The sequence below is a fragment of the Agromyces sp. NPDC029043 genome, from assembly GCF_055564615.1.
Window position 1 is genome coordinate 128,661 of sequence record NZ_JBVHVX010000011.1, and the last position, 25,129, is coordinate 153,789.

A 25,129-nucleotide genomic window follows, 5' to 3' on the forward strand; every position below is an offset into this window, starting at 1 on the left:
GGGGCGAGGGGACGCTCCGGTCGTGCGGCGGATCGGTCAGTCGGCTCGACGCGAGGCGGACGCGGTCGCGCGTTCCGCCGCGAGGAGGTCGCGGATCTCGGTCAGCAGCGTCAGCTCGGTCTCGGGATCCTCCGGCTTCGGCTCGCCGGCCTTCCGTCGCGTCTCGGCGTGCTGCTTGAGCACGTTCATCGGCAGGACGAACACGAAGTAGACGACCGCGGCGACGATGACGAAGGTGAGGATGGCGCCCACGACGGCGCCGAACTTCACCTCGGCGACGCTCCCGTCGGTCGTGGGGATCTCCAGGATCAGGGCGGTGTCGAGGCTGTCGGCGCGGAACAGCGCGCCGATCAGCGGGTTGAAGACGTTGTTCACGATCGAGTTGACGACCGCGGTGAACGCGGCGCCGATGACGACCGCGACCGCGAGGTCGATGACGTTCCCGCGGAGGATGAACTCCTTGAATCCCTTGAGCACGCGGCGGACCCCCTTCTGTTCCGTTCGTTCGGGTGCGTGGCTGAGGCGGCGTCGGGTCAGGCGGCGGTCGCCGAGCCGGTCGACGCCGTCGACGAACCGGCCGACGAGCCCGCCGCGGATCCGCCGGAGCCGCTCGACGATGACTCGGAGCCCGAAGACGTCGACGGCGTGGAGGATGCCGTGCGCGAGTCGGTGCGGTAGAAGCCCGACCCGTTGAAGGTCACGCCGACCGCGCTGAACAGCTTGCGGAGCCTCCCGCGGCACGCGGGGCACTCGGTGAGCGAGTCGTCGGTGAAGGACTGCTGGATGTCGAAGGCGTCGCCGCACTCCGTGCAGCGGTACGAGTAGGTGGGCATGGAAGGCTCCCGCGATCCGTCGGTGGCAGTTGGGGCGTGCGCCGGGAAGCTCAGAACGCGACGATGCGCGTGGGGGTCACGACGCCGTTCACCGGCTGGTCGTGCACCTCCCGCGGCACCTCCTCGACGAACTCGCCGTCGAAGACGATGGCGTACACCGGGGGACATTTTCCCATCGAACCCAGCGTCTTGTCGAAATAGCCGCGACCCCACCCCAGGCGCATGCCCGTGGCATCCACCGCCGCGGCCGGCACGAGGATCAGGTCGACGTCGTTGATCGCCATCGGCCCCAGCAGCTCGCCGAGCGGTTCGGGGGTGCCGTGCAGGCCCCTGACCTCGTCCTCCTCCTCGCCGACCGTCCAGTCGAGCAGGCCGTCCTCCCGGGTCACGGGGAAGAGCACGCGCACGCCGTTCGCCTCCGCCCAGCGCACGAACGGCCGAGTGTCGGGCTCGGTCGGCATCGAGAGGTAGCACGAGAGCGACGTGGCGCCGGTGGAGCCGACCAGCTCCTGGAGCCGGGACGTGAAGCCCTCGCTCGCGAGCTCGCGCTCGTGCGCGGGCATGTTCTGCCGGCGCTCGCGCAGCTCGGCGCGGAGGATCCGCTTCACCACGGTCGGATCGTCGCGCATGCGAGCCATCCTAGGACCCGCTGCCGCCGGGACCGCCACCGGGTACGGCTACGCTGAAGGCCATGACAGATCGGATCACGAAGGCCGTCATCCCTGCCGCCGGACTCGGAACCCGGTTCCTGCCGGCGACGAAGGCGATGCCGAAGGAGATGCTCCCGGTCGTCGACAAGCCCGCCATCCAGTACGTCGTCGAAGAGGCCGTGCATGCGGGCCTGACCGACGTGCTCATGATCACCGGCCGCAACAAGAACGCGCTCGAGAACCACTTCGACCGGGTGGCCGAGCTCGAGGCCACGCTCGAGGCCAAGGGCGACACCGCCAAGCTGCAGAAGGTGAACGAGGCCACCGACCTCGCCCAGATCCACTACGTGCGTCAGGGCGACCCGAAGGGCCTCGGCCACGCGGTGCTGCGCGCCGAGATGCACATCAACCACGAGCCGTTCGCGGTGCTGCTGGGCGACGACATCATCGACGCGCGCGACGTGCTGCTCACGCGCATGCTCGACGAGCAGGAGCGACGCGACGCGTCCATCGTGGCGCTCCTCGAGGTCGATCCCGACAGCATCCACCTCTACGGCGCAGCCGAGATCGAGCCCACCGACGACCCCGAGGTCGTCCGCATCACGGGCCTCGTCGAGAAGCCGTCGAAGGAGGCGGCGCCGTCGAACTACGCCGTCATCGGCCGGTACGTGCTGAAGCCCCAGGTGTTCGACGTGCTCGAGCGCACCCCGCCGGGCAAGGGCGGCGAGATCCAGCTCACCGACGCGCTCATGGAGATGGCCAACGACGTCGAGGGCACGGGCGGCGTCTACGGCGTCGTGTTCCGCGGTCGCCGCTACGACACCGGCGACAAGCTCGACTACATCAAGGCGGTCGTGCAGCTCGCGGTCGACCGCGACGACCTCGGGTCCGACCTCCGAGCCTGGCTGGCCGAGTTCTCGGCCGGACTCGAACGAGGCTGAGGTGCCCGCGGCATCCGTTCCCACCATCTCCGACGGGTCGCTGACCCTGCGGCCCATCCGTGCGCGCGATGCCAAGCCGCTGGAGCGGGTGCTGCTCGACAACCGCGGCTGGCTGCGCCGCTGGGAGGCGACCTACCCCGGCGGCGGGTCGATCATCGACACGCGCGCGAGCATCCGCAACCTCACCGCGCACGCGAGGGCCGGCAGCGCGCTGCCGTTCATCATGGAGTGGGACGGCGAGCTCGTCGGGCAGCTCAACGTGTCGTCGATCACGCACGGCTCGCTGTCGTCGGCATCCATCGGGTACTGGGTCGCCAAGGACATGGCCGGGCGCGGCATCACGCCCGCCGCGGTGGCCCTCGCCACCGACCACTGCTTCCTCTCCCTGCGCCTGCACCGCATGGAGATCTGCATCCGCCCCGAGAACCGCCCGTCGCTGCGCGTGGTCGAGAAGCTCGGCTTCCGCTACGAGGGCCTGCGGCGCCGATTCATCCACATCGACGGCGACTGGCGCGACCACTTCGCGTTCGCCCTCGTCGCCGAGGAGGTGCCCGGGGGCGTGCTGCGCCGTTGGCGCGAGGGCCGAGCGCCGGCCGGCGCCGCGACGATCCCCGCCGCCGATCGCGAGGCCGCGCTCACCCCCCTTCGGGTGGGGGATCGCTGACACGCCCCGCCCCGAGCGGTTCGGCCGACCCGCCGTGACCTAGCGTTGACCCATGGATGCGATCGGCGGGGGCGTGCTCGTGGCGGTGGCCGCGACGCTCTGGATCGCCTACCTCCTGCCGAGCTGGCTGCGCCGCCGGCAGTACCTCGCCACCGAGCGCAACGCGGTCCGGCTGCAGCAGACGCTGCGCATCCTCGCCGAGACCGCCGAGACGCCCGAGGAGGTGCGGGTCGAGATGACGACCCGCGAGGTCGCCGCGCAGGAGCGCATCCTCCACGAGCACGAGCTCGCAGCCCGGCTCGAGGCGCAGGCGGCCGAGAACCTCGCGATCGCCGAGCGGATCGCCGCCGAGGAGGCGGCAGCGGCGGCCGAGCGCGAGCTGGCCGAACGTGCCGAGCGCGCCGCCCGCGCAGCGGCGACGGCGCCCGTGCCGACCATCCAGGCGGTGCCGGATGGCGCGTCGCCGGCGCCCGACCGGGGGCTCACCCGCCGCGGCCTGCGTCGTCGTCGCGCGCTGTGCTCGCTGCTGCTGCTCGGCTCCCTCCTGTCGGTCGTCGCCGGGTTCGTCCTGCTCGCGTTCGGCGGCACGCCGTACGTCGCCCTCGGGGGCGGCGCGGGCATCGTCGTCGCGATGACGGGGCTGGTGGTGCTCGCGCGCCGCCGTCCGGCCGCGGTCGCGGCGCCCGCGGTGGCGTCCGTCGCGCCCGCCGCTGAGCCGTTCGAACCGATCGACGTCGAGGTGGAGCCCGAGGCGTCCGCCGGGTGGACGCCGCAGCCGCTGCCGAAGCCGCTGCACCTCTCCCGCGGGACGATCGCCGCGAGCGTGATGGCCTCGATCGCCGAGGCCGAGCAGCTCAAGCGCGCGGCGGCCGAGGCCGAGCTCGCCGAGCGCGCCGAGCGGTTGGAGCCGCAGGTGCCCGTGCTGCGGCGGCCCGCGGAACCCGACCCGGCCACCGTCGCCGAGACCGGCCCAATCGACGTGGCGAACCCGTACGCGCGCATGGGCATTGTCGACGCCGCCGAGCCCGGCATGAGCGACCTCGACCTCGTGCTGCGCCGTCGCCGCACCGCGGTGTGAGGCGACGGCCGGGGTGGTCAGGACCACCCTCGCGGGATGATAGAGTCGTTCACGGCTCGGGCCCATGGCGCAGTTGGTAGCGCGTCTCGTTCGCAATGAGAAGGTCGGGGGTTCGAATCCCCCTGGGTCCACCATTGTGATGTCTCACGACATCGTGAACGGCTGAACCCGCGGATGACGCGGGTTCAGCCGTTTTTCGTGCAGCGCACGGGCGTCGCGGGCCACCGCTCCGACGAGTCGGCATGAGGATGATCGGCCTCAGACCCGAAAGCCTCCGCTCGCTGCTGCGCTTGGGCGACAGAATGGAGCCATGATCGACGCGATCGACCCGGAGCGCCCCGACCGCGAGATCGAACACGCGCTGCACCGGCACACCGACTACGGTGCCGAAGAGCTCGACGAGGGCCACGTGGCATCCGACCCGCTCGTGCAGTTCGACCGGTGGCTCGCCGAGGCCGACGCGCGCGGCGTGTACGAGCCGAACGCGATGGTGCTCGGCACCGTCGACGTCGATGGCATGCCGTCGAGCCGGACGGTGCTGCTCCGCGGCGTCGACGACCGGGGGTTCGTGTTCTACACCGACCGCGAGTCGCGCAAGGGCCGGGCCCTCGCGGCCAACCCGACGGCGACGCTGCTGTTCCCGTGGTACCCGGTGCACCGGCAGGTGATCGTCACGGGCGCGGTGAGCCTCGTCGACGACGAGGAGTCCGACGCGTACTGGGCGAGCCGCCCGTTCGGAGCGCGCATCTCGGCGACCGCGAGCCGGCAGTCCCAGCCGATCGGCTCGCGCGCCGAGCTCGTGTCGCAGGTCGCGGCGCTGCACGAGCGGTACTCGGGCGTCGGCGACGTGCGCCGCCCCGACCGATGGGGCGGCTACCGCGTGCGCCCGTGGCGCGTCGAGTTCTGGCAGGGCCGCACCTCGCGGCTCCACGACCGGCTGGTGTTCACGCGCGACCCCGCGGCGGTCGCGGGCGGCTGGCGGCTCGAGCGGCTGCAGCCCTGACGTGCGCCGGCGGGGGTCGGCTCGGGCTTAGGCTGGGGCGGATGTCGCATCCGCCGAGTGCCCACGCCCCCATGGCGAACGACAAGCGCTGGCGCGCGTACTGGGTGTGCGTGGCGGTGGCCGGCATCACGATCATGGATCTCACGAAGGTCAACGTCGCGCTGCCGTCGATCGAGCGCGCGCTCGATGCGGGGTCCACCGAGCTGCAGCTGCTCGTGGCGGGCTTCGTGCTGACCTTCGGCCTGACCCTCGTGCCCGCGGGCCGGCTCGGCGACCAGGGGTCGCGCAAGGTGATGTTCCTCATCGGGCTCTCGCTGTTCGCGCTGACGAGCCTCGTGTGCGCGCTGGCGCCGACATCCGGGGTGCTGCTCGTCGGCCGCCTCCTCCAGGGCGTCGCGGCGGGCATCCAGATGCCGCAGGTGCTCGGCCTCGTGCAGCAGCTGTTCCAGGGAGCCGAGCGCGGCGCGGCGTTCGGCCTCTTCGGCGCGACGATCGGCATCGCGACCGCGTTCGGGCCGACCCTCGGCGGTCTCGCGATCGCGATCGGCGGTCCCGATGACGGATGGCGCGGCATCTTCTGGATGAACGTGCCGCTCGCGCTCGTCGCGCTGGTGTTCGCCGCGTGGCTGCTGCCGGGTCGTCCGCCGGGCGATCGCGCCCGGGTGTCGCTCGACCCGGTCGGCGTCGGCATCTTCGGCGTGGTCGTGGTGGCCCTCATGTGGCCGTTCCTGTTCACGACCGGCTCGCCCGACGACGATCCCGCCCGGTGGTGGACGCTCGTGGTGTTCGCGGTCGCGGTGGTCGCGTTCGTCTGGTGGGAACGGAGGTACGCGTCATCCGGGCGCGCGCCGCTCGTACCGCTCGACCTGTTCTCCCGGCGCTCGTACCGCAACGGCACACTGCTGGCCACGGCGTACTTCGCCGCGACGCCGGCGTCGTTCCTGCTCACGAACCTGTACCTGCAGCAGGGCCTCGGCCTCGAGCCGGTCTTCGCGGGCATGGTCACGATCGGGTTCGCGCTCGCGAGCGCGTACACGTCGTGGCTCGGGGGGCGACTCGTCAACCGCGTCGGGCGACCGCTGGTGGTCCTCGGCATCGCCCTGCTGCTCGTGGGCCTCGGCCTGCTCGTCGTGGTCGCCGTGGCCAGCCCGTCCGAGCTCACCCCGTGGCTCATGGCCGGCGTCATGCTCATCGGCGGCACGGGCGGCGGGCTCGTGATCGCGCCGAACCAGGTGCTCGCCCTCGCCGACGTGCCGGTCGTGCAGGGTGGACTCGCCGGCTCGGTCGGCCAGCTCGGCCAGCGCATCGGCACCGCGATCGGCACGGCGGTGGCGCTCTCGCTGTTCTACTCGACCCTCTACAACGAGGAGGGGCAGGAGGCGCGGATCGACGTCTTCCACACGGCCTACGCCGTGGGGATGGCGGCGGTGGGCGCGCTGCTGCTGCTCGCGTTGTTCGTCGGCCTCGTCGACCTGCGCCAGCGCCGGACGGAGTCGGTCGCCGCCTGAGTCAGGCGACGAGCACGCGCTCGGCGTCGAGCAGCGCGGCGAGCTCAGTCGCGGAGTGCTCCCTGCCGAACGCCGGATGCCCGGGCTCCAGCGCGCGGCCGTTGGCGAGCGCGCCGCCGTCGACGGCGTCGAACCCCAGGTCGTCGATCACGCCCGCGACCATCCGGCGGGCGTCGGCGTCGTCGCCGACGACGGCGAGCGCTCGGCGCAGGGGCGATCCGGCGGGCATCGCGTCATCCTCCATGTCGTGGTAGCCGAGATGGTTGAGCGACTTCACGACACGGGCGCGCGGGTTGATCGCGGCGTGGATCTCGCTCGTGGACCGCGGGTCGGCGTCGATCTCGGCGATGTGCCCGTCGACCGGCGGCCAGTAGTTCGTGGCGTCGACGACGACCTTGCCGTCGAACTCCTCCCACGGGATCGTGCCCGACTTGCCGAACGGCACCGCGACGATGATGAGGTCGGCGCGGGCGATGAGGTCGGCCGGTGCGGCGACCGTCGCGCCGGGCGCGACCACGGAGACCAGCAGGTCGAGCGCGGTCTGGCGCGGCGACCCGGTGAGGACGACCTCGTACCCGGCGTCGACGAGCAGGCGGGCGAGCGCGGTGCCCACCTTGCCGGCGCCGAAGATGCCGATGACCGGTCGGTCCGTCACGTTGCTCCTCCTCGTCAGGGCGGCCCGGATGGCGCGACCCGACGGCATCGCGGGGCGACGCCGTCATCGGTGCCAACGCCCCGCCGCACCGAGGCATTCCCCGGTGGGAGCGGGCCGGAATAGTCTCGGACCCGACGGGGTTCCGTCGGATGCATGCACGTGCATCGACCAAGCGATGGGGAGCAGCGGATGGCGCGCCAGTACGAATTCGGACTCGACACCTTCGGCGACGTCACCGTCGGCGCCGACGGCGAACCGCTCTCGCAGGCGCAGGTGCTGCGCAACGTCGTCGCGGAGGCCGAACTCGCCGACCGCCTGGGCCTCGACTTCTTCGGCGTGGGCGAGCACCACCGCAGCGAATTCGCGATCTCGGCGCCCGAGGTCGTGCTCGCGGCCATCGCCGGCCGCACCGAGCGCATCCACCTCGGCTCGGCGGTCACGGTGCTCAGCTCCGACGACCCCGTGCGCGTGTACCAGCGCTTCGCGACGCTCGACGGACTCTCCGACGGGCGGGCCGAGGTGATCCTCGGCCGCGGCTCGTTCATCGAGTCCTTCCCGTTGTTCGGATTCGAGCTCAGCCAGTACCAGGACCTGTTCGAGGAGAAGCTCAACCTGTTCTCCGCGCTGCTCCCGCAGGAGCCGGTCACCTGGGAGGGCAAGCTCCGCTCCTCGCTCACCGACCAGCTGGTCTACCCGCGCGTCGAGCACGGCAGGCTGCGGACGTGGGTCGGCGTGGGCGGCAGCCCGGAGTCGGTCGTGCGTGCCGCGCACTACGGGCTTCCGCTCGTGCTCGCGATCATCGGCGGCAGCCCCGTGCGCTTCGCGCCGCTCGCCGAGCTGTACCGCAAGGCGCTCGCGCAGTTCGGCCACGAGCCGCAGCCGCTCGCCGTGCACTCGCCCGGCATCGTCGCGGACTCCGACGAGGAGGCGCTCGATACGCTGTGGCCGCACTACGAGGTGATCATGAACCGCATCGGCCGCGAGCGCGGCTGGGGCGCGGTCACCCGCGAGCACTTCGAGGGCGAGGCGAGCCCGCACGGCGCGCTCTACGCGGGATCGCCCGAGACGGTCGCGCAGAAGATCGCCGAGACGATGCGCACGCTCGGCGCCGACCGCTTCGACCTCAAGTACTCGAACGGCACCCTGCCGCACGCGGCGATGATGCGCACCATCGAGCTCTACGCGACCGAGGTGGTGCCGCGGGTGCGAGCACTGCTCGCCGAGCCCGATGCCGGCACCGACGGGGCGGTCTCCGCGGACTGAGCCCGGCTCAGGGCCGTGCGCCGCTCAGGCCCGGCGACCCCGGGGCGGCCCGGCGCCGCCGCACCGCCGAGCGGAACCACGTGGCATCCGGCAGCCGCGACAGGAACGTGCCGGCGAGGATCGTGATGAGCACGTACGCGGTCGCGAGCGGAGCCAGCGCCGGTTCGACGCCCGCGCCCACCGCGAGCCCCGCGATGACGATCGAGAACTCGCCGCGGGGTGCGAGCACGAGCCCGGCCCGCCACTGGCCGAGCGTGCCGATGCCGGCCATGCGCGCCGCGTACGAGCCCGAGACCAGCTTCGTGAGGATCGTGACCACAGCCAGCAGGGCGGCAGGGAGCAGCATCGAGAGCAGCGCCGCGGAATCGGTGGTGAGACCGAAGAAGACGAAGAACGTGGCCGCGAACAGGTCGCGCAGCGGGGTGAGGACGGCGCTCGCGTTGGCGGCCACGCGGCCCGACAGCGCGATGCCGACGAGGAACGCGCCCACGGCCGCCGACACGCTGACCTCCTGCGCGATGCCGGCGACGAGCATGACCAGTCCGAGCACGCCGAGCAGCAGCGGCTCGGCGTGGTCGGCGGGGAAGAGCCGCGAGATCACGTGCCCGTGGCGCAGTGCGACGAAGAGGATGAGCGCCACCACGCCGACCGCGACCGCGACCCCGATCGCGCCCTGAACGAGGCTCACGCCGACCACGATCGCCGAGAGCACGGGCAGGTAGAACGCCATCGCCAGGTCTTCGATGACGAGCACGGCGAGCACCGAGGGCGTCTCGCGGTTCGAGAGGCGCCCGAGGTCGCGCAGGAGCTTCGCGATGACGCCCGAGGACGACACCCAGGTCACGCCGGCGAGCGCGACGGCGGCGACCGGGCCCCACCCGAGCAGCAGCGCGAGCGCCGCGCCGGGCAGCGCGTTGAGCACCGCGTCGACGATGCCCGCGCGGCGCGAGGTCATGAGGCTGGAGAAGAGCTCCTGGGCCGTGTACTCGAGGCCGAGGAGCGCCAGCAGCAGGATGATGCCGATCTCGGAGGCGGTCGCGAGGAACTCCTCGCTCGCCTCGAGGGGGATGAGCCCGCCCTCGCCGAACGCGAGGCCGAGGATCAGGTAGAGCGGGATGGGTGAGATGCCGAACCGGATGGCGATGCGCCCGAGCAGGCTCATGGCGAAGAGCAGCGCGCCGACCTCGACGAGGAGCAGCGTGGTCTCATGCATCCCGGTGCCCCGGCTCAGTCGGGGCCGTGTGCGAGCAGGTTGGCCACGCCGTCGAGGCCGTGCCGGGTGCCGACCGCGACGAGCACGTCGCCGGCGCGCAGCACGTCGGCGGGCGTGGGCGACGGGATGACCTGGCCGTCGCGCACGATCGCGACGACCGACGCGTGCGTGCGGGTGCGCGCCTTGGTGTCGCCGAGGGGGCGGTTCAGGTACGGCGAGTCGGTCGGCAGGGCGATCTGCTCGGTGAAGAGTCCCGCCGTCTCGTCGGAGAGGCTGGTCAGGCGGGACATCATGACGGAGGCGCCGAGCACGTCTGCGAGCGCGGCGGCCTCATCGTCGTTGAGGGGGATGGAGTCGCGGCAGGCGTCGGGGTCGTCGTCGTCGAAGACGCCGAGGTCCCGTTCGCCGTCCCGGTGCGACACGACGCTGATGCGCCGCCCGCCCTCGGTCACGAGGTCGTGGCGGAAGCCGATCCCGGGCAGGTCGACCTTCTCGATGCGAATACCCACGCCCGTCATGGTAACCCCGCGGGCGGACATCGGCGCTGAGGGACGCTCAGGCCGAATCGGGGGAGGCGGTCGTGGTCATCTCGAGCACCGGGGTGCCGCCGTCGTCGACGAGCTCGAACGACACGCGGACCGCGCCGAGCTCGCCGAGCGAGGAGGCGTGCGTGCCGCCGCACGGGATCCGTGCCGAGCCCTCGGGCAGTTCGCACACCCACGTCCGACGGTCGGTGAGGTGCTCGCCCACGCGCTCGATCCGCACGTTCGCATCGGCGGCGACCCACTCCGCGAGCGTCGCGTCGACGGTCGCGGCGAGCCCGCCGAGATCGTCGGCGAGTCCGCTCGGGTCGAACCCGGCCCGGCGCAGCGACTTGTTGAGCCGGTAGCGGTCGACCGAGCCGAACGGGTGGATGCGCGAGGTCGCGATGGCGATGCCGTCGAAGTCGGGGGAGCCGAGGGCATCCTGCCGGGCGGCCTTCGACCAGCGACCTGCGAGCGCCCGATTCAGGGCGAGGGATGCCGCGTGGCAGGCGGTGTGGCCGAACGAGAGCGCGCGGCGCGCCGCCGCCTCGGCCTCGAGCACGACCTCGTCGCCCTCGGCGACGGGCACGTCGTCGTCGACGAGGTGGGCCACCAGGAACGTCCACCCGTCGGTGCCCGGTCGCACCGGGATGTCGCCGACGTGCAGTTCGGCGCCGTCGGTCGCCGCGACCACCGCGTCGCGGATCGGGAACGCCCGGTCGGCCATGCGGAGCACGCCGGGATCGGCCGGCTGGTCGGGCCATGCGCTGTCGACGGGGTGGATGCTCGTCACGTCGGTGACGACCGCGAGCCGCTCCGCGTGCGGCGCAACGTGGAGCACCGTGCCGGTCGCGGCGAGGTCCCCGACGGGGAAGGTGACGATCGTGTCGGCGCCGGGCAGCGCCATCAGATGCCGGATTCGCGGCGCCCGAGGATGTTCACCGGGATGGCCAGGGCGAGCGAGACCGAGGCGATGCCGCCGAAGAAGACGAGGGCCTCGAATCCGGCGACGACGTCGGCGACGCTCATGAGCCACATGCCGAAGCCGAAGAGGGCCATGGCGATCAGGAACGGGAACAGGCTCACGACGAACTCCTTCGGACGTGCGGCACGCGCCGCGGCGCCAGTCTATCGGCGGGCCCCCGGCGCCGGAACGCGGCCGGCGGTGCTAGTCCTCCACGGGCCCGAGCCAGGCGTTCGCGATCGTCGAGAGCGCGGCATCCTCGCTCGAGGGATGGAACACTCCCGCGAGCACGTCGCGCTGCAGCCGGCCGAGCTCGTTGCCCGCGAAGTACGTCGCACCCCCGCCGACCCGCACGGCGCTGTCGACGACCTCGCGCGCGGTCTCGACCGTGCGCACCTTCACGCCCGAGAGCTTGGCGAACCAGAACGGTCCGTGGTCGACGCCGTCGCCGACGTCGCGTGCGAGCGAGAGCAGCTGCGGCGGGATCGCGTCGAGGGCGAGCGCCGCCTCGGCGATCCGGCGTCGCACGTCGGGATCCTCCGAGCGAGCCCGGCCGGTCTTCGCCGAGACGCGCGACTTCGCGGATTCCGCGGCGAGTTCGAGGGCCCGTCCGGCGATCCCGGCGTAGACGGAGCTCAGGAACAGCTCGAAGCAGGCGAAGATCGCGAAGACGAACGGGTCTGGGTTCGGCCCGGGGTCGAGCCGGCGCACGATCCGGTCGGGCGCGGCGACCGCGCCGTCGAGCACGGTGGTGCGGCTCTGCGTGGCGCGCATTCCGATCGTGTCCCAGTCGTCGAGCACGCGGACGTCGGGATCCTCCCGGTCGATGAAGCCGTACACGAGCTTCGGCGCGTCGTCGGACCGCGTGTCGAGGCCGTGCACGCCGAGCCGCGTCCACGCGGGGGAGAGGGACGTGAAGATCTTCCGGCCGGAGTAGCGCACGCTCCCGTCGTGCTGCGGGTCGGCGACCGTGCCCGAGCCGAACAGCATGAGGTCGTTGCCGGCCTCGCTGATGCCGAACGCGAACACCTCGCCCTCGGCGGCCTCGTCGAGCACGAAGTCGAGCGAGTCGTCGCCGCGGTCGTGCAGCACCCGCGCGACGCCGGTCCAGACGAGGTGCATGTTCACGCCGAGCGCGGTCGCGGGCGCCGCGCCGGCCAGGCGCATCTGCGCCCGGACGACGTCGGGGAGGTCCCAGCCGAGGCCGCCGAGCTCGACCGGCACGAGCGCGCGGAGGTAGCCGCGCTCGCCGAGCTCGAGGAGGTCGTCGGTGAAGAAGGCGTTGCGCCGGTCGTAGTCGGCCGCACGTTCGCGCAGGCGCGCCAGCAGCTCGTCGTCGAGCAGGGTCTCGGGGCTCTGCGCGCTCACGCGCACCAGCCTACGCCGGGAGGTCCTCCGACGGCGGGACGTCGTGCGGGTGCCGGCGACGCCGCGTCGCGAGGATCACGATGCCGACGACGATCGCGGCGAGCACGAGCAGCAGGGCGAGCCAAGGGAGCAGCATGCCGGCCAGGACGAGGACGCCGGAGAGGAAGGCCACGAGCGCCTCCCAGCCGGCCATGAGCCCGCTCCAGAAGTCGTCGGGCCCGGCGTCGGGGGCGATGCCCTCCGAGAGCAGGTCGACCGTGAGCGTCGAGTACTCGACCTGGTCGACGAGCGAGTCCCGCTGCGCGACGAGGCTGTCGAGCTCGGCCTGCCGTGTCGCGAGCTCCGACTCGATCGCGATGAGATCGGCGGTCGTGGTCGCCTCGGCGAGCAGGGCGAGCAGGCGGTCGACGGATGCCTCGAGCGCCTCGATGCGCGCATCGAGGTCCTGCCGCTGCTGCGTCACGTCGGCGGCGTCGACCTGGACCGAGTCGACTTCGCCGAGCTCGCGCAGGTCGGCCAGCGCGGCGTCGAACTCGGCGGCGGGGATGCGCACGACGAGGGTCGCCCTGGCCTGCTGGGTGTCGGTGCCGGGGGTCTCGCTGCGGCTGTCGATGCGCCCGCCGGCGCGGTCCACGACGGAGGCGACGTCGGACGCCGCGCCCACCGGGTCGTCGACGGTCATGGTGAGCCATCCGGTCGTGATGACGCTGCGGTCGTCCTCGACCGGCTGCTGCGGCACCAGCGCCTCGCCGCCCGTGTCGCCGCCCTCGGCGGGGGCCTCGACGCCCACATCGGGCTGCGGGTCCACGCCGGGCGATCCGCCGTCGGAGGACGAACCCTGGCCCATGGAGCAGCCGGTCAGGAGGAGGGCGACGGCGGCGGCGGCCGCGGCGAGACGAGCGCGTCGGCTGATCATGCCGTCACGGTACCGCCGGGCCGGAGGCGGATGTCTGGACGCCCGCTGCGAGTCGGGTCACGATCGGGTCGCGGTCCGCTGTGAGTGGCCGAGCGAGGATCCCGCCGGGGGCCGTCTCGGGAGGCCTCAGTCCGAATCGGGGTCACGGCCTGTCCGCTCGCCCGACTCGAGCGCTGCGATCGCCGCGACATCCGCCTCGTCGAGCTGGAACGAGAACACGTCGAGGTTCTGCGCGATGCGGTCGGCGCTCGACGCCTTCGGGATCACGATGATGCCCTGCCGCACGTGCCACGCGAGCACGACCTGCGCGACCGATCGGCCGTGCTTCGCGGCGATCGGCTCGAGCACGGGTTCGCCGAGGAGGCGCCCCCGGGCCAGCGGCGACCACGCCTCCGTGCGGATGCCGAGCCGCTCGTGCGCCGCCCGAAGGTCTCGCTGCGGCAGCCACGGGTGGAGCTCGACCTGGTTGACGACGGGCACGACGCCGGTCGCGTCGATGATGCGCTCGAGGTGGTGCGCATGGAAGTTCGAGACGCCGATCGACGCGACCCGACCCTCCTCGCGGAGGCGGACCAGCGCCCGCCACGTGTCGACGTAGCGGTCGGCCGACGGCACGGGCCAGTGGATGAGGTACAGGTCGAGCCGGTCGAGGCCGAACCGGTCCATGGCGGCGTCGAACGCGCGGAGGGCCTGGTCGTAGCCGTGGTCGGCGTTCCAGACCTTGCTCGTGACGAAGACCTCCTCGCGCGGCAGGCCGCACTCACGCACGGCCGCTCCGGCCTCGGCCTCGTTGCCGTACAGCGCGGCGGTGTCGAGGTGGCGGTAGCCGAGCTCGAGCGCGGTCCGCGCAAGCCGCACGGCGTCCTCCGCCGGGACCTTGTACATGCCGTACCCGACCTGCGGGATCGCGTGCCCGTCGGCGAGCGGGACCAGGGGTGCGAGTGGGGGATGCGACATCCGTTCGCCTTTCTCGGAGGGGTCGGCCGAGGGTCAGCTCGGCGTGACGGGAACCGGCTCGGTGTCGGGGATGGGGCTCGCGTCGCGCCCCCGGAGGTCGGGATGCCAGCGCCGGCCGAGCGCCGGCACGACGACGCCGAGGAAGGCCAGGACGGATGCGGCCCAGAACGCGCCGACGGCCTCGTACCCGTCGATCAGGAAGCCCGCGACGGCCGAGCCGAGCGCGGCGCCGATCAGCTGCCCGGTGCCGACCCAGCCGTACGCCTCCGCCGTGTCGGAGAACTTCACGCTCACCGAGACGATCGAGAACAGCACCGCGAGGGCGGGTGCGATGCCGATCCCGGCGATGAAGAGCGTGAGGGCGAGCCACCAGAAGTCCATCGCGAAGGCCGCCAGCGACACGCCCGCGAACACGATGAGCATGCGCCGCGCGGTGGACCAGGGGCTGATCGGCACGTGCCCGAGCGTCAGGCCGCCCGCGAGGCTGCCGACCGAGAAGATCGCGAGCACGATGCCGGCCTCGGCGCCGTCGTGCCCGAAGGCCGCCACGACCCCCGCCTCGACCGCGGCGCACGCGCCGATGAGCAGGAACCCGACGACCGTCGCCAGGAGCACCGGGGGACGCGCGAGCACCGTGCCGAACCGTCGCTTCGACCGCGGGATGCGGACGCGACCGAGCTCGGGCGAGGCGATGAACCAGGTCGTGCCGCCGATCATCATCGCGGCGGCGAGCAGGATGCCCCAGACGGTGCCGATCTGCGTCGAGACGAACGTCGTGACGACCGGCCCGACGACCCAGATGATCTCCTGGGCGGAGGCGTCGAGCGAGAACAGCGGAGTCAGCTGCCGGGAGTTGACCATCTTGGGGTAGATCGTGCGCACCGCCGGTTGGACGGGCGGGGTGGCCAGCCCGCACACGAGGCCGATCGCCATGTAGAGCGGGACCGTGAGCGGGAGCACGCCGATCGCGATGACGGAGCTCGCGCACACGACGAGCGTCGCGGTGAGCACCGGCCGCATGCCGAGCCGGCCCATGAGGCGGCTCGTCAGCGGGCCGGCGACCGCCTGGCCGATCGACGTGGCGGCCAGCACGAGCCCCGCGGCGCCGTACGACCCGGTCTGCTGCTCGACGTGCAGCAGGAAGGCGAGGGAGAGCATGCCGGACGGGAACCGAGCCGTGAGCTGGGCGGCGATGATGCGAGCGACGCCGGGAGTCCTCAGCAGGTCGGTGTAGCTTGCCACTCCCCGACTCTATCGAGGCGGATGTCGCGCCCATCGGCGCCCCGGAGGCGAATCGGGCGCCCGCGATCGCCTCGGCGGCGGGTGCCGACCCCGTCGGGCTGTATTAGTGTCTCCGAGTGTCGACGACGACCCGTGCCGCGTCGTCGACCTTCGACCCGAACAAGAGGAATCACATGCGTACTCGCTTCGTCGCCGTTCCCGCCGTCTTCGCGGCCGCGGCGCTCCTGCTGACCGGATGCGTCGACAACACGTCGCCCGGCGCCGACGACTCCGACGCGCCCGCCGCGTCGATCGCGGTCGACGACGCCGCCGTGGCCCTCCTGCCCGACGACGTGAAGGACTCCGGCACGCTCATCGTGGGCATCGACCCCACCTACCCGCCGAACGAGTTCAAGGACGCCGACGGCAACCCGATCGGCTGGGGCGCCGAGCTCGCCGAGGCCGTCGCCGCCAAGCTCGGGCTCGAGGTCGAGTTCCAGGTGGCGAAGTTCGACAACATCATCCCGAGCGTCAAGGGCGGCAAGGCCGACATCGGCGTCTCGTCGTTCACCGACACCGTCGAGCGCGAGGAGCAGGTCGACTTCGTGAACTACTACGAGGCCGGCATCATGTGGGCCTCCGCGAAGGGCAACGACGTCGACCCCGACGACGCGTGCGGCCTGAAGGTCGCCGTGCAGGCCACCACGTACGAGGACACCGACGAGGTCCCCGCGAAGTCCGAGGCGTGCGTCGCCGCCGGCAAGCCCCCCATCGAGAAGGTGCCGTTCGACACGCAGGATGCCGCGACCAACGCCGTCGCGCTCGGCCAGGCCGACGCGCTCAGCGCCGACTCGCCCGTGACCCTCTACGCGATCCAGCAGACCGGCGACAAGCTGCAGGCGGCCGGCGAGTCCTTCGACGTCGCGCCGTACGGCATCGCCGTGGGCAAGGACCGCGGTCTGACCGAGGCGATCCAGGCCGCCATGCAGTCGCTCGTCGACGACGGCACCTACGGCGACATCCTCGACGAGTGGGGTGTCGCCGACGGGGGCATCGAGGAGATCACGATCAACGCGGCCGGGCAGGGCTGATCATGTCGGCCACCGGATCGGACCGGCCGGCGCGCGGGGAGACCCGCGCGCCGGCCGGCGCCGTCGGGCGCGCCCCGATCAAGGCGGTGAAGCTGCGGCACCCCTGGCGGAACGTGTTCGCGGTGGTGCTCGTGCTGCTGCTCGCGCTGTTCGTCATCGACGCCGCCCAGCGCCCCGCCTACGACTGGCCCGTCGTCGGCCAGTACCTCTTCGACCGCCGGGTCTCGCAGGCGGCGCTCGTCACGCTCGAGCTCACGGTGCTCTCGATGGCCATCGCGATCGTGCTCGGCGTCGTGCTGGCGGTCATGCGGCTCTCGCCCAACCCGGTCGTGAAGTCGATCGCGTGGTTCTACCTGTGGATCTTCCGGGGCACGCCGGTGTACGTGCAGCTCGTCTTCTGGGGTCTCATCGCGATCATCTACCAGACGATCGACATCGGCATCCCGTTCACCGAGCCCTGGGCGTCGTTCGAGACCAAGGACGTGCTCGGTCCGTTCTGGCTCGCGGTCATCGGCCTCGCGCTGAACGAGGCCGCGTACATGGCCGAGATCGTGCGCGCCGGCCTGCTCTCGGTCGACAAGGGCCAGGACGAGGCGGCGACCGCGCTCGGCATGAGCTGGTCGCAGACGATGCGCCGCGTCATCCTGCCGCAGGCGATGCGCGTGATCATCCCGCCGACCGGCAACGAGGTGATCTCGATGCTGAAGACCACCTCCCTCGTGACGGCCGTCCCGTTCACGCTCGAGCTCTACACGCGCACGCGCGACATCTCCGCCGAGACGTTCAACCCGATCCCGCTGCTCATCGTGGCGTCGATCTGGTACCTGTTCTTCACGTCGGTGCTGATGGTGGGCCAGTACTTCCTCGAGAAGCGCTTCGCCCGCGGCATCGGCGCCCGGCCGGCGGCGGGTGCCGGCGGGGCGGGCGGCGCGGCCGCAACCGGTGCGGTTCCCGCGGCCGTGCAGGATCCGACGATCGGCGCCAAGCAGGGAGGTGACGCGCGATGACGAACGTCGACGCGGCGGCAGTGCCGCAGGCATCCGGCGCAGTCGTGCCCATGGTGCTCGCCGAGGGGGTGTCGAAGAGCTTCGGATCGCACGAGGTGCTGAAGGACATCTCCCTCGAGGTGAAGCGCGGCGAGGTGCTGTGCCTGGTCGGGCCGAGCGGCTCGGGGAAGTCCACCTTCCTCCGGTGCATCAACCACCTCGAGAACGTCTCCGCCGGCCGGTTGTCGGTCGACGGGCAGCTCGTCGGGTACCGCGAGGCCGGGGGCAAGCTGTACGAGCTGGCGCCGAAGGAGTCGGCGCGGCAGCGGCGCGACATCGGCATGGTGTTCCAGCGGTTCAACCTGTTCCCGCACATGACGGCGCTCGAGAACGTGATGGAGGCGCCCGTCGTCGTGAAGGGGGTGGCGAAGGCGAAGGCGAAGGAGCGGGCTCTCGAGCTCCTGGCGCGGGTCGGCCTCGCCGAGCGGGCCGACTACTACCCGGCGCACCTCTCGGGCGGACAGCAGCAGCGCGTGGCGATCGCCCGGGCGCTCGCGATGGATCCCAAGCTGATGCTCTTCGACGAGCCCACCTCGGCGCTCGACCCCGAGCTTGTCGGCGAGGTGCTCGACGTCATGAAGGGCCTGGCGAAGAGCGGCATGACGATGATCGTCGTGACGCACGAGATGGGCTTCGCGCGCGAGGTGGCCGACACGCTGGCGTTCATGGACGACGGGATCGTGGTCGAGTCGGGCGCTCCGCGCGACGTGCTGGCGAATCCGAAGCACGAGCGCACGCAGGCGTTCCTCTCGAAGGTGCTCTGAGGGCGGGTGCGCGGGCGGCGCGTCGGCGCGACATCGCATCAGTCCTTACGTATATAACGGCAGACTGATAGGATGTCGCCGTGCATGCGTTCGACGTCCTCGGCGACCCGGTCCGCCGCCGCATCCTCGACCTGCTGGCCGGCGGTGAGCGGCCGGCCGGCGCGGTCGTCGACGTCGTCGCCGAGGAGTTCGGCATCACCCAGCCCGCGGTCTCGCGCCAGCTTCGGATCCTGCGCGAGCACGGGTTCGCGACCGTGCGGGCCGACGGCGCCCGACGCATCTACGCGCTCGACCGCGCCGGCGTCGACGACGCCTCCGCCGAGCTCGAACGGTACCGCCGGTCGTGGCGGCAGCGGCTCGACGCGCTGCACACCGAGGTCGCGCGCGGGGCACGGGCCCGGCGCACCGACGCGGGCGACCAGCCCGCCCGACGGAAGGACGCATGATGGCCGTCACCGGCGACATCTTCCCCGACGAGCCCGGGTTCCTGCTCGAGTTCGACGAGGTCTACGACACCACCCCCGACGACCTGTGGGAGGCGATCACCACGCCCGAGCGGCTCGCGCGCTGGATGGCGATCTACCGCGGCGACTTCCGGCCCGGTGGGCGCTGGCAGGTGCTGACCCCCGACGGCGAGGTCTACCTCGACGGCGAGGTCACCTCGTGCGAGCGGCCGACCGGCTTCACGACGACCTGGACCGTCGTGGGCGAGATCCCGACGCTGCTCACGGTGCAGCTCGAGCCCGAGGGCGAGCGCACGCGGCTCCGCCTCCGGCACGAGCACGTCACCCGGCTCGACCACGGCGCCGGCTGGCACGCCTACCTCGAGAGCCTCGCGCGGCACGTCGCCGACCCCGCCGCCGAGAAGGATCGCGAGCGCTGGGCTCGCCGGTTCGCCGAACTCGAGCCGTCCTACGCCGAGCGCTTCGCCGCCATCACTCCGACAGGGCCTTGACGATCCGCTTCACCGACACGGTCTCGGCCGTGCGCAGCTCCTGCGCGAACAGGCCCACGCGCAACTCCTCGAGCAGCCAGCGCACGCGCACGAGCGTCGGATCGGCCTCCGCGTCGATCGGCAGCGTGCCGCCGGCCTTCTCGTACGCCGTGCGGGCCTGGTCGAACTCGGTCATGAGCTGTCGGTCGCGGCCCGGATTCTCCTGCATGCGGCGAACGCGCACGGTGATCGCCTCCAGGTAGCGCGGCAGGTGGCGCAGCTGCCCGAGGCCCGTGGCCGAGACGAACCCGGATGGCACGAGCGCCTCGAGCTGGGCACGGGCGTCGGCGAGCGCCGACATGAGGTGCAGGCTCGACGCCTTCGCGATCGCTCGATCGGCCTCGCGGGCGGCGATGAGGATGCGCGAGACGAGCGCGGCCGTCTCGAACATGCGGTCCATGACGTTGGCCGACACCACGTCGCGCACGGCCTCGAACTCGGCGCGCGTGCGGACGAGCCCGTCGGGGTGGCGCTCCCGCAGCTCCGCGTCGACGACCGCCGCCAGGCAGTCGTCGAGGAGCGCGCGCGGGCCGGCGTACGCGCTGGACGCGAGCGCGAGCTTCTCCTGGTTCGAGAGGTGCTCCTGCACGTACGCGACGGGCGACGGCGTCGCGAGCACGAGCAGGCGACGGATGCCGCGGCGCGACGCCCGGTCGCGCTCCTCGGCGGTCGCGACCAGCCGCAGGGCGACCGACGTGGCCTCGTCGACGACGGCGGGATACGCGCGCACGACGTTGCCCGCCTGGCGCGTGTCGACGTGGGACGGAAGCTCGTCCCACTGCCACGCGGTGATTCCCGCTTCCGGTTGCGGAGCCGCCGGAGGCGGGGTCTCGGAACCCGCTCGAGGAGCATCGGGGCTTCGAGACGCCCGCTGCGCTCGCTCCTCACCCCTCGCACGGTTCGCGGAGCCATCACCCTGCGCGTCGGGCGTGAACGTCGACGCGACCGCACGACTGGCCCGGTCGGCGAGCCGCGACTGCAGTGCCGTGAGCTCCTTGTCGTCGCCCACCGCACGACCGCGCTCGTCGACGGCGCGGAACGTCATGCGCAGGTGCGGTGGCAGGCGGTCGAGCTCGAAGTCGTCGGCCGTGACCGGGGCGTACGTCAGGCGCTTGATCACGCCCGCGACCGCCTCGGCGAACGGGGGTCGGCTCGCGCCGGACTCGGGGCCGTCGGGAAGCTCGGCGCCGATCTTCGCGGCCCACTCGGCGGCGGGCACGACCTGGCGGCGAAGGACCTTGGGCAGCGTGCGGAGCATCGCGGTCACGAGCTCGTCGCGCAGGCCTGGAACCTGCCAGTCGAACCCGGTCGCCTCGAGGCGCGGCAGCAGCACGAGCGGCACGAGCACGCTCACGCCGTCGTCGGGAGCACCCGGCTCGAACCGGTAGCGGAGCGTGAGCGTCTGGTCGCCCTGCCGCCATCGGTCGGGGAACCCGCCGTCGGCGGTCACCTTCTCGTCGCCGACGACGTCGGCCACGGTCATCGTCAGCAGGTCGGGCGAACGGCGGTGCTCGGCGCGCCACCACCGCTCGAAGGCCCGCGCGTCGGTGGCGTCGGCGGGCAGTCGCCGCTCGTAGAACGCGACCACGGCCTCGTCGCCGGCCAGCACGTCGCGCCGGCGCGTGCGCTCCTCGATCTCGCCGAGCTCGCGGCGGAGCTCGCGATTTCGCCGGATGAACGCGTAGGCGCGCGTGTCGAGCCGGCTCCAGTCCCAGTCCTCCTCGACGAGGGCGTGCCGGATGAACAGCTCGCGAGCGAGCGCCGAATCGGCGCGGGCCAGCTGGATCCGGCGCTTCGGCACGATCGGCACGCCGAACAGCATGACCTTCTCGTCGGCGATGGCCGAGCCCTGCCGTCGCTCCCACCGCGGCTCCGAGTAGCTGCGCCTGGCGAGCGGGCCGGCGAGCTGCTCGGCCCACGCCGGGTCGATGGCGGCGGCCGTGCGCGCGAACAGGCGGCTCGTCTCGACCAGCTCGGCGGCCATGATCGCGGCCGGCGGCCGCTTCGCGAGCGCGGATCCGGGGAACACCACGAACCGGGCGTTCCGCGCGCCGGTGAACTCGGCCTGCGGGCGACGGCCGCGCCGCTCGGACTCGCGCTGGCCGCTCGCGCCGCCGCGCCCGCTCGAGGTGCGGCTGTCGTCCCGGATGCCGATCTGGGAGAGCAGCCCGGCGAGCAGCGAGCGGTGGACGCCATCCGGATTCGGGGCGCCGGCCGACTGCGCGACGTGCAGGCCGAGGGGCTTCGCGAGCCGGACGAGCTGGCGGTAGAGGTCCTGCCACTCGCGGACCCGCAGGTAGTTGAGGAACTCGGTGCGGCACATGCGCCGGAACGCGCTGCCCGAAAGCTCGCGCTGCTGCTGCTCGAGGTGGTTCCAGAGGTTCAGCAGCGTCAGGAAGTCGCTCGTCGGGTCGACGAACCGTGCGTGCATGGCGTCGGCCTGCTCACGGCGCTCGAGCGGTCGTTCACGCGGATCCTGGATGGTCAGCCCCGCGACGATGGCGAGCACCTCGCGGCTGACACCCTGCGCCTTGGACTCGAGCACCATGCGGGCGAACCGCGGCTCGATCGGCAGTCGCGCGAGCTGCCGCCCCACGCGGGTGAGCTGCGGCCCCCGTTCCTGCGGCGCCGTCTCGTCGATCGCCCCCAGCTCCCGCAGCAGCTCCACGCCGTCCCGGATGCCGCGCGCGTCGGGCGGGGTCAGGAACGGGAAGTCCTCGACGGCGCCGAGCCCGAGGGAGGCCATCTGGAGGATGACCGCCGCGAGGTTCGTGCGGAGGATCTCGGGGTCGGTGAACTCGGGCCGCCTGCCGTGGTCCTCCTCGGAGTACAGGCGGATGGCGATGCCCTCGCTCGTGCGCCCCGACCGGCCCGAGCGCTGGTTCGCGGAGGCCTGCGAGATGGGTTCGATGGGCAGCCGCTGCACCTTCGACCGGGCGGAGTAGCGGCTGATGCGCGCGGTGCCCGCGTCGACGACGTAGCGGATGCCCGGCACCGTCAGGCTCGTCTCGGCGACGTTCGTCGCCAGCACGACCCGGCGACGGAGCCCCGCCACCTTCGACGGCTCGAACACCCGGTGCTGGTCGGCCGACGAGAGCCGGCCGTACAGCGGCAGCACCTCGGTCACGTCGGCGGCGCCGCGACGCGCGGCGTGGGCGCGGACGGCCGCCTCGGCGTCGCGGATCTCGCTCTCGCCGGAGAGGAACACGAGCACGTCGCCCGGCGCCTCGCGCCCGAGCTCGTCGAGCGCGTCGAGGATGCCCTGCTGCACGTCGCGGTCCTCCGCGGCCGCGCCCTCGTCGTCCTCCTCCGCATTCGAGCCTGCCGACTCGGCCACGAGCGGGCGGTACCGGATCTCGACGGGGTACGTGCGGCCCGACACCTCGATGATCGGCGCCGGAGCCCCGGTCGCGTCGGCGAAGTGCTTCGCGAAGCTCTCGGGGTCGATCGTCGCGCTCGTGATGATCACGCGCAGGTCGGGCCGGCGGGGCAGCAGCCGCGTGAGGTACCCGAGCAGGAAGTCGATGTTGAGGCTGCGCTCGTGCGCCTCGTCGATGATGATCGTGTCGTACCGGCGCAGCTCGCGGTCGCGGTGGATCTCGTTGAGCAGGATGCCGTCGGTCATCACCTTGATGCGCGTCGACTCGCTCACGTGGTCGGTGAAGCGCACCTGGTAGCCGACGAGCCCGCCGAGCTCGGTGCCGAGCTCCTCCGCGACGCGTTCGGCGATCGTCCGCGCCGCGATGCGGCGGGGCTGCGTGTGCGCGATCGACTCCCGTCCCAGCTCGAGGCAGATCTTCGGCAGCTGCGTGGTCTTGCCCGAGCCGGTCGCGCCGGCGACGATGACGACCTGGTGGTCCCGGATGGCGCGCGCGATCTCGTCGCGTCGGCCACCGACCGGCAGCTCGGCCGGGTAGGTGATCGCGGCGATCGGAAGGGGGGTGCGCTCGGACATCAGCCCTCCATCGTATGGCGGCCGGCGCGTCGGGCGGTCGCCGCCGTCCTCCCGGTCCACCCGCTTTCGCGACCGGCGAACAGGGGGTGGAACTCGGAGGCTCCTGGGGTTGCATGTCGGTATGACGCAGATCTCAGCGACATCCGTACCGCGCATCCAGCTCAACGACGGCCACTCGATCCCGCAGCTCGGGTTCGGGGTGTTCCAGGTCGACCCGGCCGAGACCGAGCGCATCGTGACCGACGCGCTCGAGGTGGGCTACCGCCACCTCGACACCGCCCGCATCTACGGGAACGAGGAGGGCGTGGGTCGAGCGCTCGCCGCCTCGGGCATTCCCCGTGAACAGGTGTACATCACCACCAAGCTGTGGAACGACGACCAGGGCACGCAGTCCGCGCTCGACGCGTTCGACGCGAGCCTCGACCGGCTCGGGCTCGACTACGTCGATCTCTACCTGATCCACTGGCCGGTCCCGGCGCAGGACCGCTACGTCGAGTCGTGGCAGGCGCTCGCCCGGATCCGCGAGTCGGGCCGCGCCCGCTCGATCGGCGTCTCGAACTTCATGGTGCCGCACCTCGAGCGCGTCATCGCCGAGACGGGCATCGTGCCGGCGGTCGACCAGATCGAGCTGCACCCGGCGCACCAGCAGCCCGACGTGGTCGACTACGCCGCGGCGAACGGCATCGCGATCGAGTCGTGGGGTCCGCTCGGGCAGGGCAAGTACCCGCTGCTCGAACTGCCGGCCGTGACCGAGGCGGCCGCTGCGCACGACAAGATGCCGGCCCAGGTCGTCGTCCGCTGGCACCTGCAGCGCGGCTTCATCGTCTTCCCGAAGTCGAACCGCCGCGAGCGCATGGCAGAGAACTTCGACGTGCTCGACTTCCAGCTCACCGACCCCGAGATGGAGTCGATCACCGCGCTCGAAGATGCGGGTCGGCTGGGGCCCGACCCGCACGGGTTCGGCTGACGGATCCACCTCGCGATCGGGGGTTCGGCGCTCGGCGCCGGCCCCCGGTCGGCTGTCCGGAACGGCCCGACACGCCCGGGATGCACGCTCGATTTGTCGCCGCGGCCGGATCCCCGTAGATTTCTTCTTGTCGCCGCGGCGGCCGGGAGCGAGAAGCCCTGGCAGACCGGGCGAAGGTCTTAGCCAAACAGCCTCGAAGGCGCACATTGCGACTCGGTTGCTTCAAGCCTAAGATTATCTAGTTGCACTCCAAGTGAACCGCACCTCCTCGAGGTGGTGTCCGCCGCGGATCCCGCGGTCGGAAGCGGTCCGGCGGGGTGCTACAGTAGAGAGGTTGCCCTGGGGGCAGGCCGCGAGGCTGCAACCCGGGTGCGTCCGTTTCTTGAGAACTCAACAGCGTGCACTATGTTCAATGCCAATTCTTTGAACCCCGTGTTTCCTGCCTTTTTGGGTGGGGGATGGGTTTCCTTTGATTGATGGACAATTTGATTTTCGAGTCAGTTGTTTCTCTGTCAGTGATTTGAACTCCCTGATGCCTTCGGGTGTTGGGAACC

Annotated in this window: 25 protein-coding genes and 1 tRNA gene; 13 read left to right on the plus strand and 13 right to left on the minus strand. The window is 72.0% G+C overall.

The annotated features are described in order from the left end of the window. Positions 1-36 precede the first annotated feature (36 nt). The 3 genes from mscL to ACZ4TW_RS14760 are packed head-to-tail and all read right to left on the minus strand — an operon-like array spanning position 37 to position 1,462. Positions 37-477, minus strand: a complete 441-nt coding sequence (gene mscL / locus ACZ4TW_RS14750) for a large conductance mechanosensitive channel protein MscL (RefSeq protein WP_465543656.1) — start codon at positions 475-477, stop codon at positions 37-39. 56 nt (positions 478-533) lie between these two features. Further along, complete coding sequence (locus ACZ4TW_RS14755) at positions 534-833, minus strand: FmdB family zinc ribbon protein (protein ID WP_465543658.1); 300 nt, start codon at positions 831-833, stop codon at positions 534-536. A gap of 50 nt (positions 834-883) precedes the next feature. After that, a complete protein-coding gene (locus ACZ4TW_RS14760) occupies positions 884-1,462 on the minus strand; it encodes a 5-formyltetrahydrofolate cyclo-ligase (RefSeq protein ID WP_465543660.1) in 579 nt (192 codons plus the stop codon). 62 nt (positions 1,463-1,524) lie between these two features. Here ACZ4TW_RS14760 and galU point away from each other — a divergent pair, with 62 nt between their 5' ends. From galU to ACZ4TW_RS14790, 6 genes are all read left to right on the plus strand, one after another. Then, positions 1,525-2,424, plus strand: a complete 900-nt coding sequence (galU, locus tag ACZ4TW_RS14765; protein WP_465543662.1) for a UTP--glucose-1-phosphate uridylyltransferase GalU — start codon at positions 1,525-1,527, stop codon at positions 2,422-2,424. A gap of 1 nt (position 2,425) precedes the next feature. Beyond that, positions 2,426-3,088 carry a GNAT family N-acetyltransferase gene (locus ACZ4TW_RS14770; protein ID WP_465543664.1) on the plus strand — a complete coding sequence of 221 codons (663 nt, stop codon included), beginning with the start codon at positions 2,426-2,428 and terminating at the stop codon, positions 3,086-3,088. Positions 3,089-3,140: 52 nt separating this feature from the next. Further along, a complete protein-coding gene (locus tag ACZ4TW_RS14775; RefSeq protein ID WP_465543666.1) occupies positions 3,141-4,166 on the plus strand; it encodes a hypothetical protein in 1,026 nt (341 codons plus the stop codon). 58 nt (positions 4,167-4,224) lie between these two features. Beyond that, positions 4,225-4,300, plus strand: a tRNA-Ala gene (locus tag ACZ4TW_RS14780). 176 nt (positions 4,301-4,476) lie between these two features. Further along, entirely contained in the window at positions 4,477-5,169 is a 693-nt protein-coding gene (pdxH, locus tag ACZ4TW_RS14785) for a pyridoxamine 5'-phosphate oxidase (RefSeq protein ID WP_465543668.1), read from the plus strand. Between the two features lie 41 nt (positions 5,170-5,210). Further along, the gene (locus tag ACZ4TW_RS14790; RefSeq protein WP_465543670.1) at positions 5,211-6,677 is read left to right on the plus strand and encodes an MFS transporter; all 1,467 of its coding nucleotides are present in this window, start codon (positions 5,211-5,213) and stop codon (positions 6,675-6,677) included. 1 nt (position 6,678) lies between these two features. On the opposite strand, the gene ACZ4TW_RS14795 is transcribed toward ACZ4TW_RS14790, so the two are convergent. Then, positions 6,679-7,332 (minus strand): NADPH-dependent F420 reductase, encoded by a 654-nt coding sequence (locus ACZ4TW_RS14795; protein WP_465543672.1) that lies wholly within the window; start codon positions 7,330-7,332, stop codon positions 6,679-6,681. A gap of 189 nt (positions 7,333-7,521) precedes the next feature. Here ACZ4TW_RS14795 and ACZ4TW_RS14800 point away from each other — a divergent pair, with 189 nt between their 5' ends. Continuing rightward, positions 7,522-8,595 carry an LLM class flavin-dependent oxidoreductase gene (locus ACZ4TW_RS14800; protein WP_465543674.1) on the plus strand — a complete coding sequence of 358 codons (1,074 nt, stop codon included), beginning with the start codon at positions 7,522-7,524 and terminating at the stop codon, positions 8,593-8,595. Between the two features lie 7 nt (positions 8,596-8,602). On the opposite strand, the gene ACZ4TW_RS14805 is transcribed toward ACZ4TW_RS14800, so the two are convergent. From ACZ4TW_RS14805 to ACZ4TW_RS14840, 8 genes are all read right to left on the minus strand, one after another. Further along, entirely contained in the window at positions 8,603-9,808 is a 1,206-nt protein-coding gene (locus tag ACZ4TW_RS14805; protein ID WP_465543676.1) for a cation:proton antiporter, read from the minus strand. A gap of 14 nt (positions 9,809-9,822) precedes the next feature. Beyond that, positions 9,823-10,317 carry a cation:proton antiporter regulatory subunit gene (locus tag ACZ4TW_RS14810; RefSeq protein ID WP_465543678.1) on the minus strand — a complete coding sequence of 165 codons (495 nt, stop codon included), beginning with the start codon at positions 10,315-10,317 and terminating at the stop codon, positions 9,823-9,825. Between the two features lie 46 nt (positions 10,318-10,363). Next, positions 10,364-11,239 (minus strand): metal-dependent hydrolase, encoded by an 876-nt coding sequence (locus ACZ4TW_RS14815; RefSeq protein ID WP_465543680.1) that lies wholly within the window; start codon positions 11,237-11,239, stop codon positions 10,364-10,366. After that, complete coding sequence (locus tag ACZ4TW_RS14820) at positions 11,239-11,418, minus strand: hypothetical protein (protein WP_465543682.1); 180 nt, start codon at positions 11,416-11,418, stop codon at positions 11,239-11,241. Before ACZ4TW_RS14820 ends, ACZ4TW_RS14815 begins: the two co-directional genes overlap by 1 nt. A gap of 82 nt (positions 11,419-11,500) precedes the next feature. Further along, entirely contained in the window at positions 11,501-12,664 is a 1,164-nt protein-coding gene (locus ACZ4TW_RS14825; RefSeq protein ID WP_465543684.1) for an acyl-CoA dehydrogenase family protein, read from the minus strand. Positions 12,665-12,674: 10 nt separating this feature from the next. Then, positions 12,675-13,580, minus strand: coding sequence for a DUF4349 domain-containing protein (locus ACZ4TW_RS14830; RefSeq protein ID WP_465543686.1), 906 nt, complete (start codon positions 13,578-13,580; stop codon positions 12,675-12,677). 126 nt (positions 13,581-13,706) lie between these two features. Further along, positions 13,707-14,537, minus strand: a complete 831-nt coding sequence (locus ACZ4TW_RS14835) for an aldo/keto reductase (protein WP_465543688.1) — start codon at positions 14,535-14,537, stop codon at positions 13,707-13,709. Between the two features lie 33 nt (positions 14,538-14,570). Further along, positions 14,571-15,779, minus strand: coding sequence for an MFS transporter (locus ACZ4TW_RS14840; RefSeq protein WP_465543690.1), 1,209 nt, complete (start codon positions 15,777-15,779; stop codon positions 14,571-14,573). Between the two features lie 116 nt (positions 15,780-15,895). Between ACZ4TW_RS14840 and ACZ4TW_RS14845 the strand changes: the two genes are divergently transcribed. The 5 genes from ACZ4TW_RS14845 (at position 15,896) to ACZ4TW_RS14865 (ending at position 19,614) form a co-directional block, all read left to right on the plus strand. Next, positions 15,896-16,849 carry an ABC transporter substrate-binding protein gene (locus tag ACZ4TW_RS14845; protein WP_465543691.1) on the plus strand — a complete coding sequence of 318 codons (954 nt, stop codon included), beginning with the start codon at positions 15,896-15,898 and terminating at the stop codon, positions 16,847-16,849. 2 nt (positions 16,850-16,851) lie between these two features. After that, positions 16,852-17,856, plus strand: a complete 1,005-nt coding sequence (locus ACZ4TW_RS14850; RefSeq protein WP_465543693.1) for an amino acid ABC transporter permease — start codon at positions 16,852-16,854, stop codon at positions 17,854-17,856. Next, complete coding sequence (locus ACZ4TW_RS14855) at positions 17,853-18,659, plus strand: amino acid ABC transporter ATP-binding protein (protein WP_465543695.1); 807 nt, start codon at positions 17,853-17,855, stop codon at positions 18,657-18,659. The genes ACZ4TW_RS14850 and ACZ4TW_RS14855 overlap by 4 nt, the downstream gene beginning before the upstream one ends. An 80-nt stretch (positions 18,660-18,739) precedes the next feature. After that, positions 18,740-19,105 (plus strand): ArsR/SmtB family transcription factor, encoded by a 366-nt coding sequence (locus ACZ4TW_RS14860; protein WP_465543697.1) that lies wholly within the window; start codon positions 18,740-18,742, stop codon positions 19,103-19,105. Next, positions 19,102-19,614 carry an SRPBCC domain-containing protein gene (locus tag ACZ4TW_RS14865; RefSeq protein ID WP_465543699.1) on the plus strand — a complete coding sequence of 171 codons (513 nt, stop codon included), beginning with the start codon at positions 19,102-19,104 and terminating at the stop codon, positions 19,612-19,614. The genes ACZ4TW_RS14860 and ACZ4TW_RS14865 overlap by 4 nt, the downstream gene beginning before the upstream one ends. Here ACZ4TW_RS14865 and hrpA read toward each other — a convergent pair. After that, positions 19,595-23,608 carry an ATP-dependent RNA helicase HrpA gene (gene hrpA / locus ACZ4TW_RS14870; RefSeq protein WP_465543700.1) on the minus strand — a complete coding sequence of 1,338 codons (4,014 nt, stop codon included), beginning with the start codon at positions 23,606-23,608 and terminating at the stop codon, positions 19,595-19,597. The two genes, ACZ4TW_RS14865 and hrpA, sit on opposite strands and share 20 nt — an antisense overlap. Before the next feature lie 121 nt (positions 23,609-23,729). Between hrpA and ACZ4TW_RS14875 the strand changes: the two genes are divergently transcribed. Then, positions 23,730-24,575: an aldo/keto reductase gene (locus ACZ4TW_RS14875; RefSeq protein ID WP_465543702.1), complete on the plus strand. Its 846-nt coding sequence runs from the start codon at positions 23,730-23,732 to the stop codon at positions 24,573-24,575. Positions 24,576-25,129: the final 554 nt, after the last annotated feature.

Excerpts from the sequence above, each read along its gene's own strand:
- ACZ4TW_RS14855 (WP_465543695.1), top strand. The coding sequence starts at position 17,853 with ATGACGAACGTCGACGCGGCGGCAGTGCCGCAGGCATCCGGCGCAGTC.
- ACZ4TW_RS14760 (WP_465543660.1), bottom strand. The coding sequence starts at position 1,462 with ATGCGCGACGATCCGACCGTGGTGAAGCGGATCCTCCGCGCCGAGCTG.
- galU (WP_465543662.1), top strand. The coding sequence starts at position 1,525 with ATGACAGATCGGATCACGAAGGCCGTCATCCCTGCCGCCGGACTCGGA.
- pdxH (WP_465543668.1), top strand. The coding sequence starts at position 4,477 with ATGATCGACGCGATCGACCCGGAGCGCCCCGACCGCGAGATCGAACAC.
- ACZ4TW_RS14875 (WP_465543702.1), top strand. The coding sequence starts at position 23,730 with ATGACGCAGATCTCAGCGACATCCGTACCGCGCATCCAGCTCAACGAC.
- ACZ4TW_RS14805 (WP_465543676.1), bottom strand. The coding sequence starts at position 9,808 with ATGCATGAGACCACGCTGCTCCTCGTCGAGGTCGGCGCGCTGCTCTTC.
- ACZ4TW_RS14790 (WP_465543670.1), top strand. The coding sequence starts at position 5,211 with ATGTCGCATCCGCCGAGTGCCCACGCCCCCATGGCGAACGACAAGCGC.
- ACZ4TW_RS14850 (WP_465543693.1), top strand. The coding sequence starts at position 16,852 with ATGTCGGCCACCGGATCGGACCGGCCGGCGCGCGGGGAGACCCGCGCG.
- hrpA (WP_465543700.1), bottom strand. The coding sequence starts at position 23,608 with ATGTCCGAGCGCACCCCCCTTCCGATCGCCGCGATCACCTACCCGGCC.
- ACZ4TW_RS14835 (WP_465543688.1), bottom strand. The coding sequence starts at position 14,537 with ATGTCGCATCCCCCACTCGCACCCCTGGTCCCGCTCGCCGACGGGCAC.
- ACZ4TW_RS14775 (WP_465543666.1), top strand. The coding sequence starts at position 3,141 with ATGGATGCGATCGGCGGGGGCGTGCTCGTGGCGGTGGCCGCGACGCTC.
- ACZ4TW_RS14755 (WP_465543658.1), bottom strand. The coding sequence starts at position 833 with ATGCCCACCTACTCGTACCGCTGCACGGAGTGCGGCGACGCCTTCGAC.
- ACZ4TW_RS14865 (WP_465543699.1), top strand. The coding sequence starts at position 19,102 with ATGATGGCCGTCACCGGCGACATCTTCCCCGACGAGCCCGGGTTCCTG.
- ACZ4TW_RS14815 (WP_465543680.1), bottom strand. The coding sequence starts at position 11,239 with ATGGCGCTGCCCGGCGCCGACACGATCGTCACCTTCCCCGTCGGGGAC.
- ACZ4TW_RS14830 (WP_465543686.1), bottom strand. The coding sequence starts at position 13,580 with ATGATCAGCCGACGCGCTCGTCTCGCCGCGGCCGCCGCCGCCGTCGCC.
- ACZ4TW_RS14800 (WP_465543674.1), top strand. The coding sequence starts at position 7,522 with ATGGCGCGCCAGTACGAATTCGGACTCGACACCTTCGGCGACGTCACC.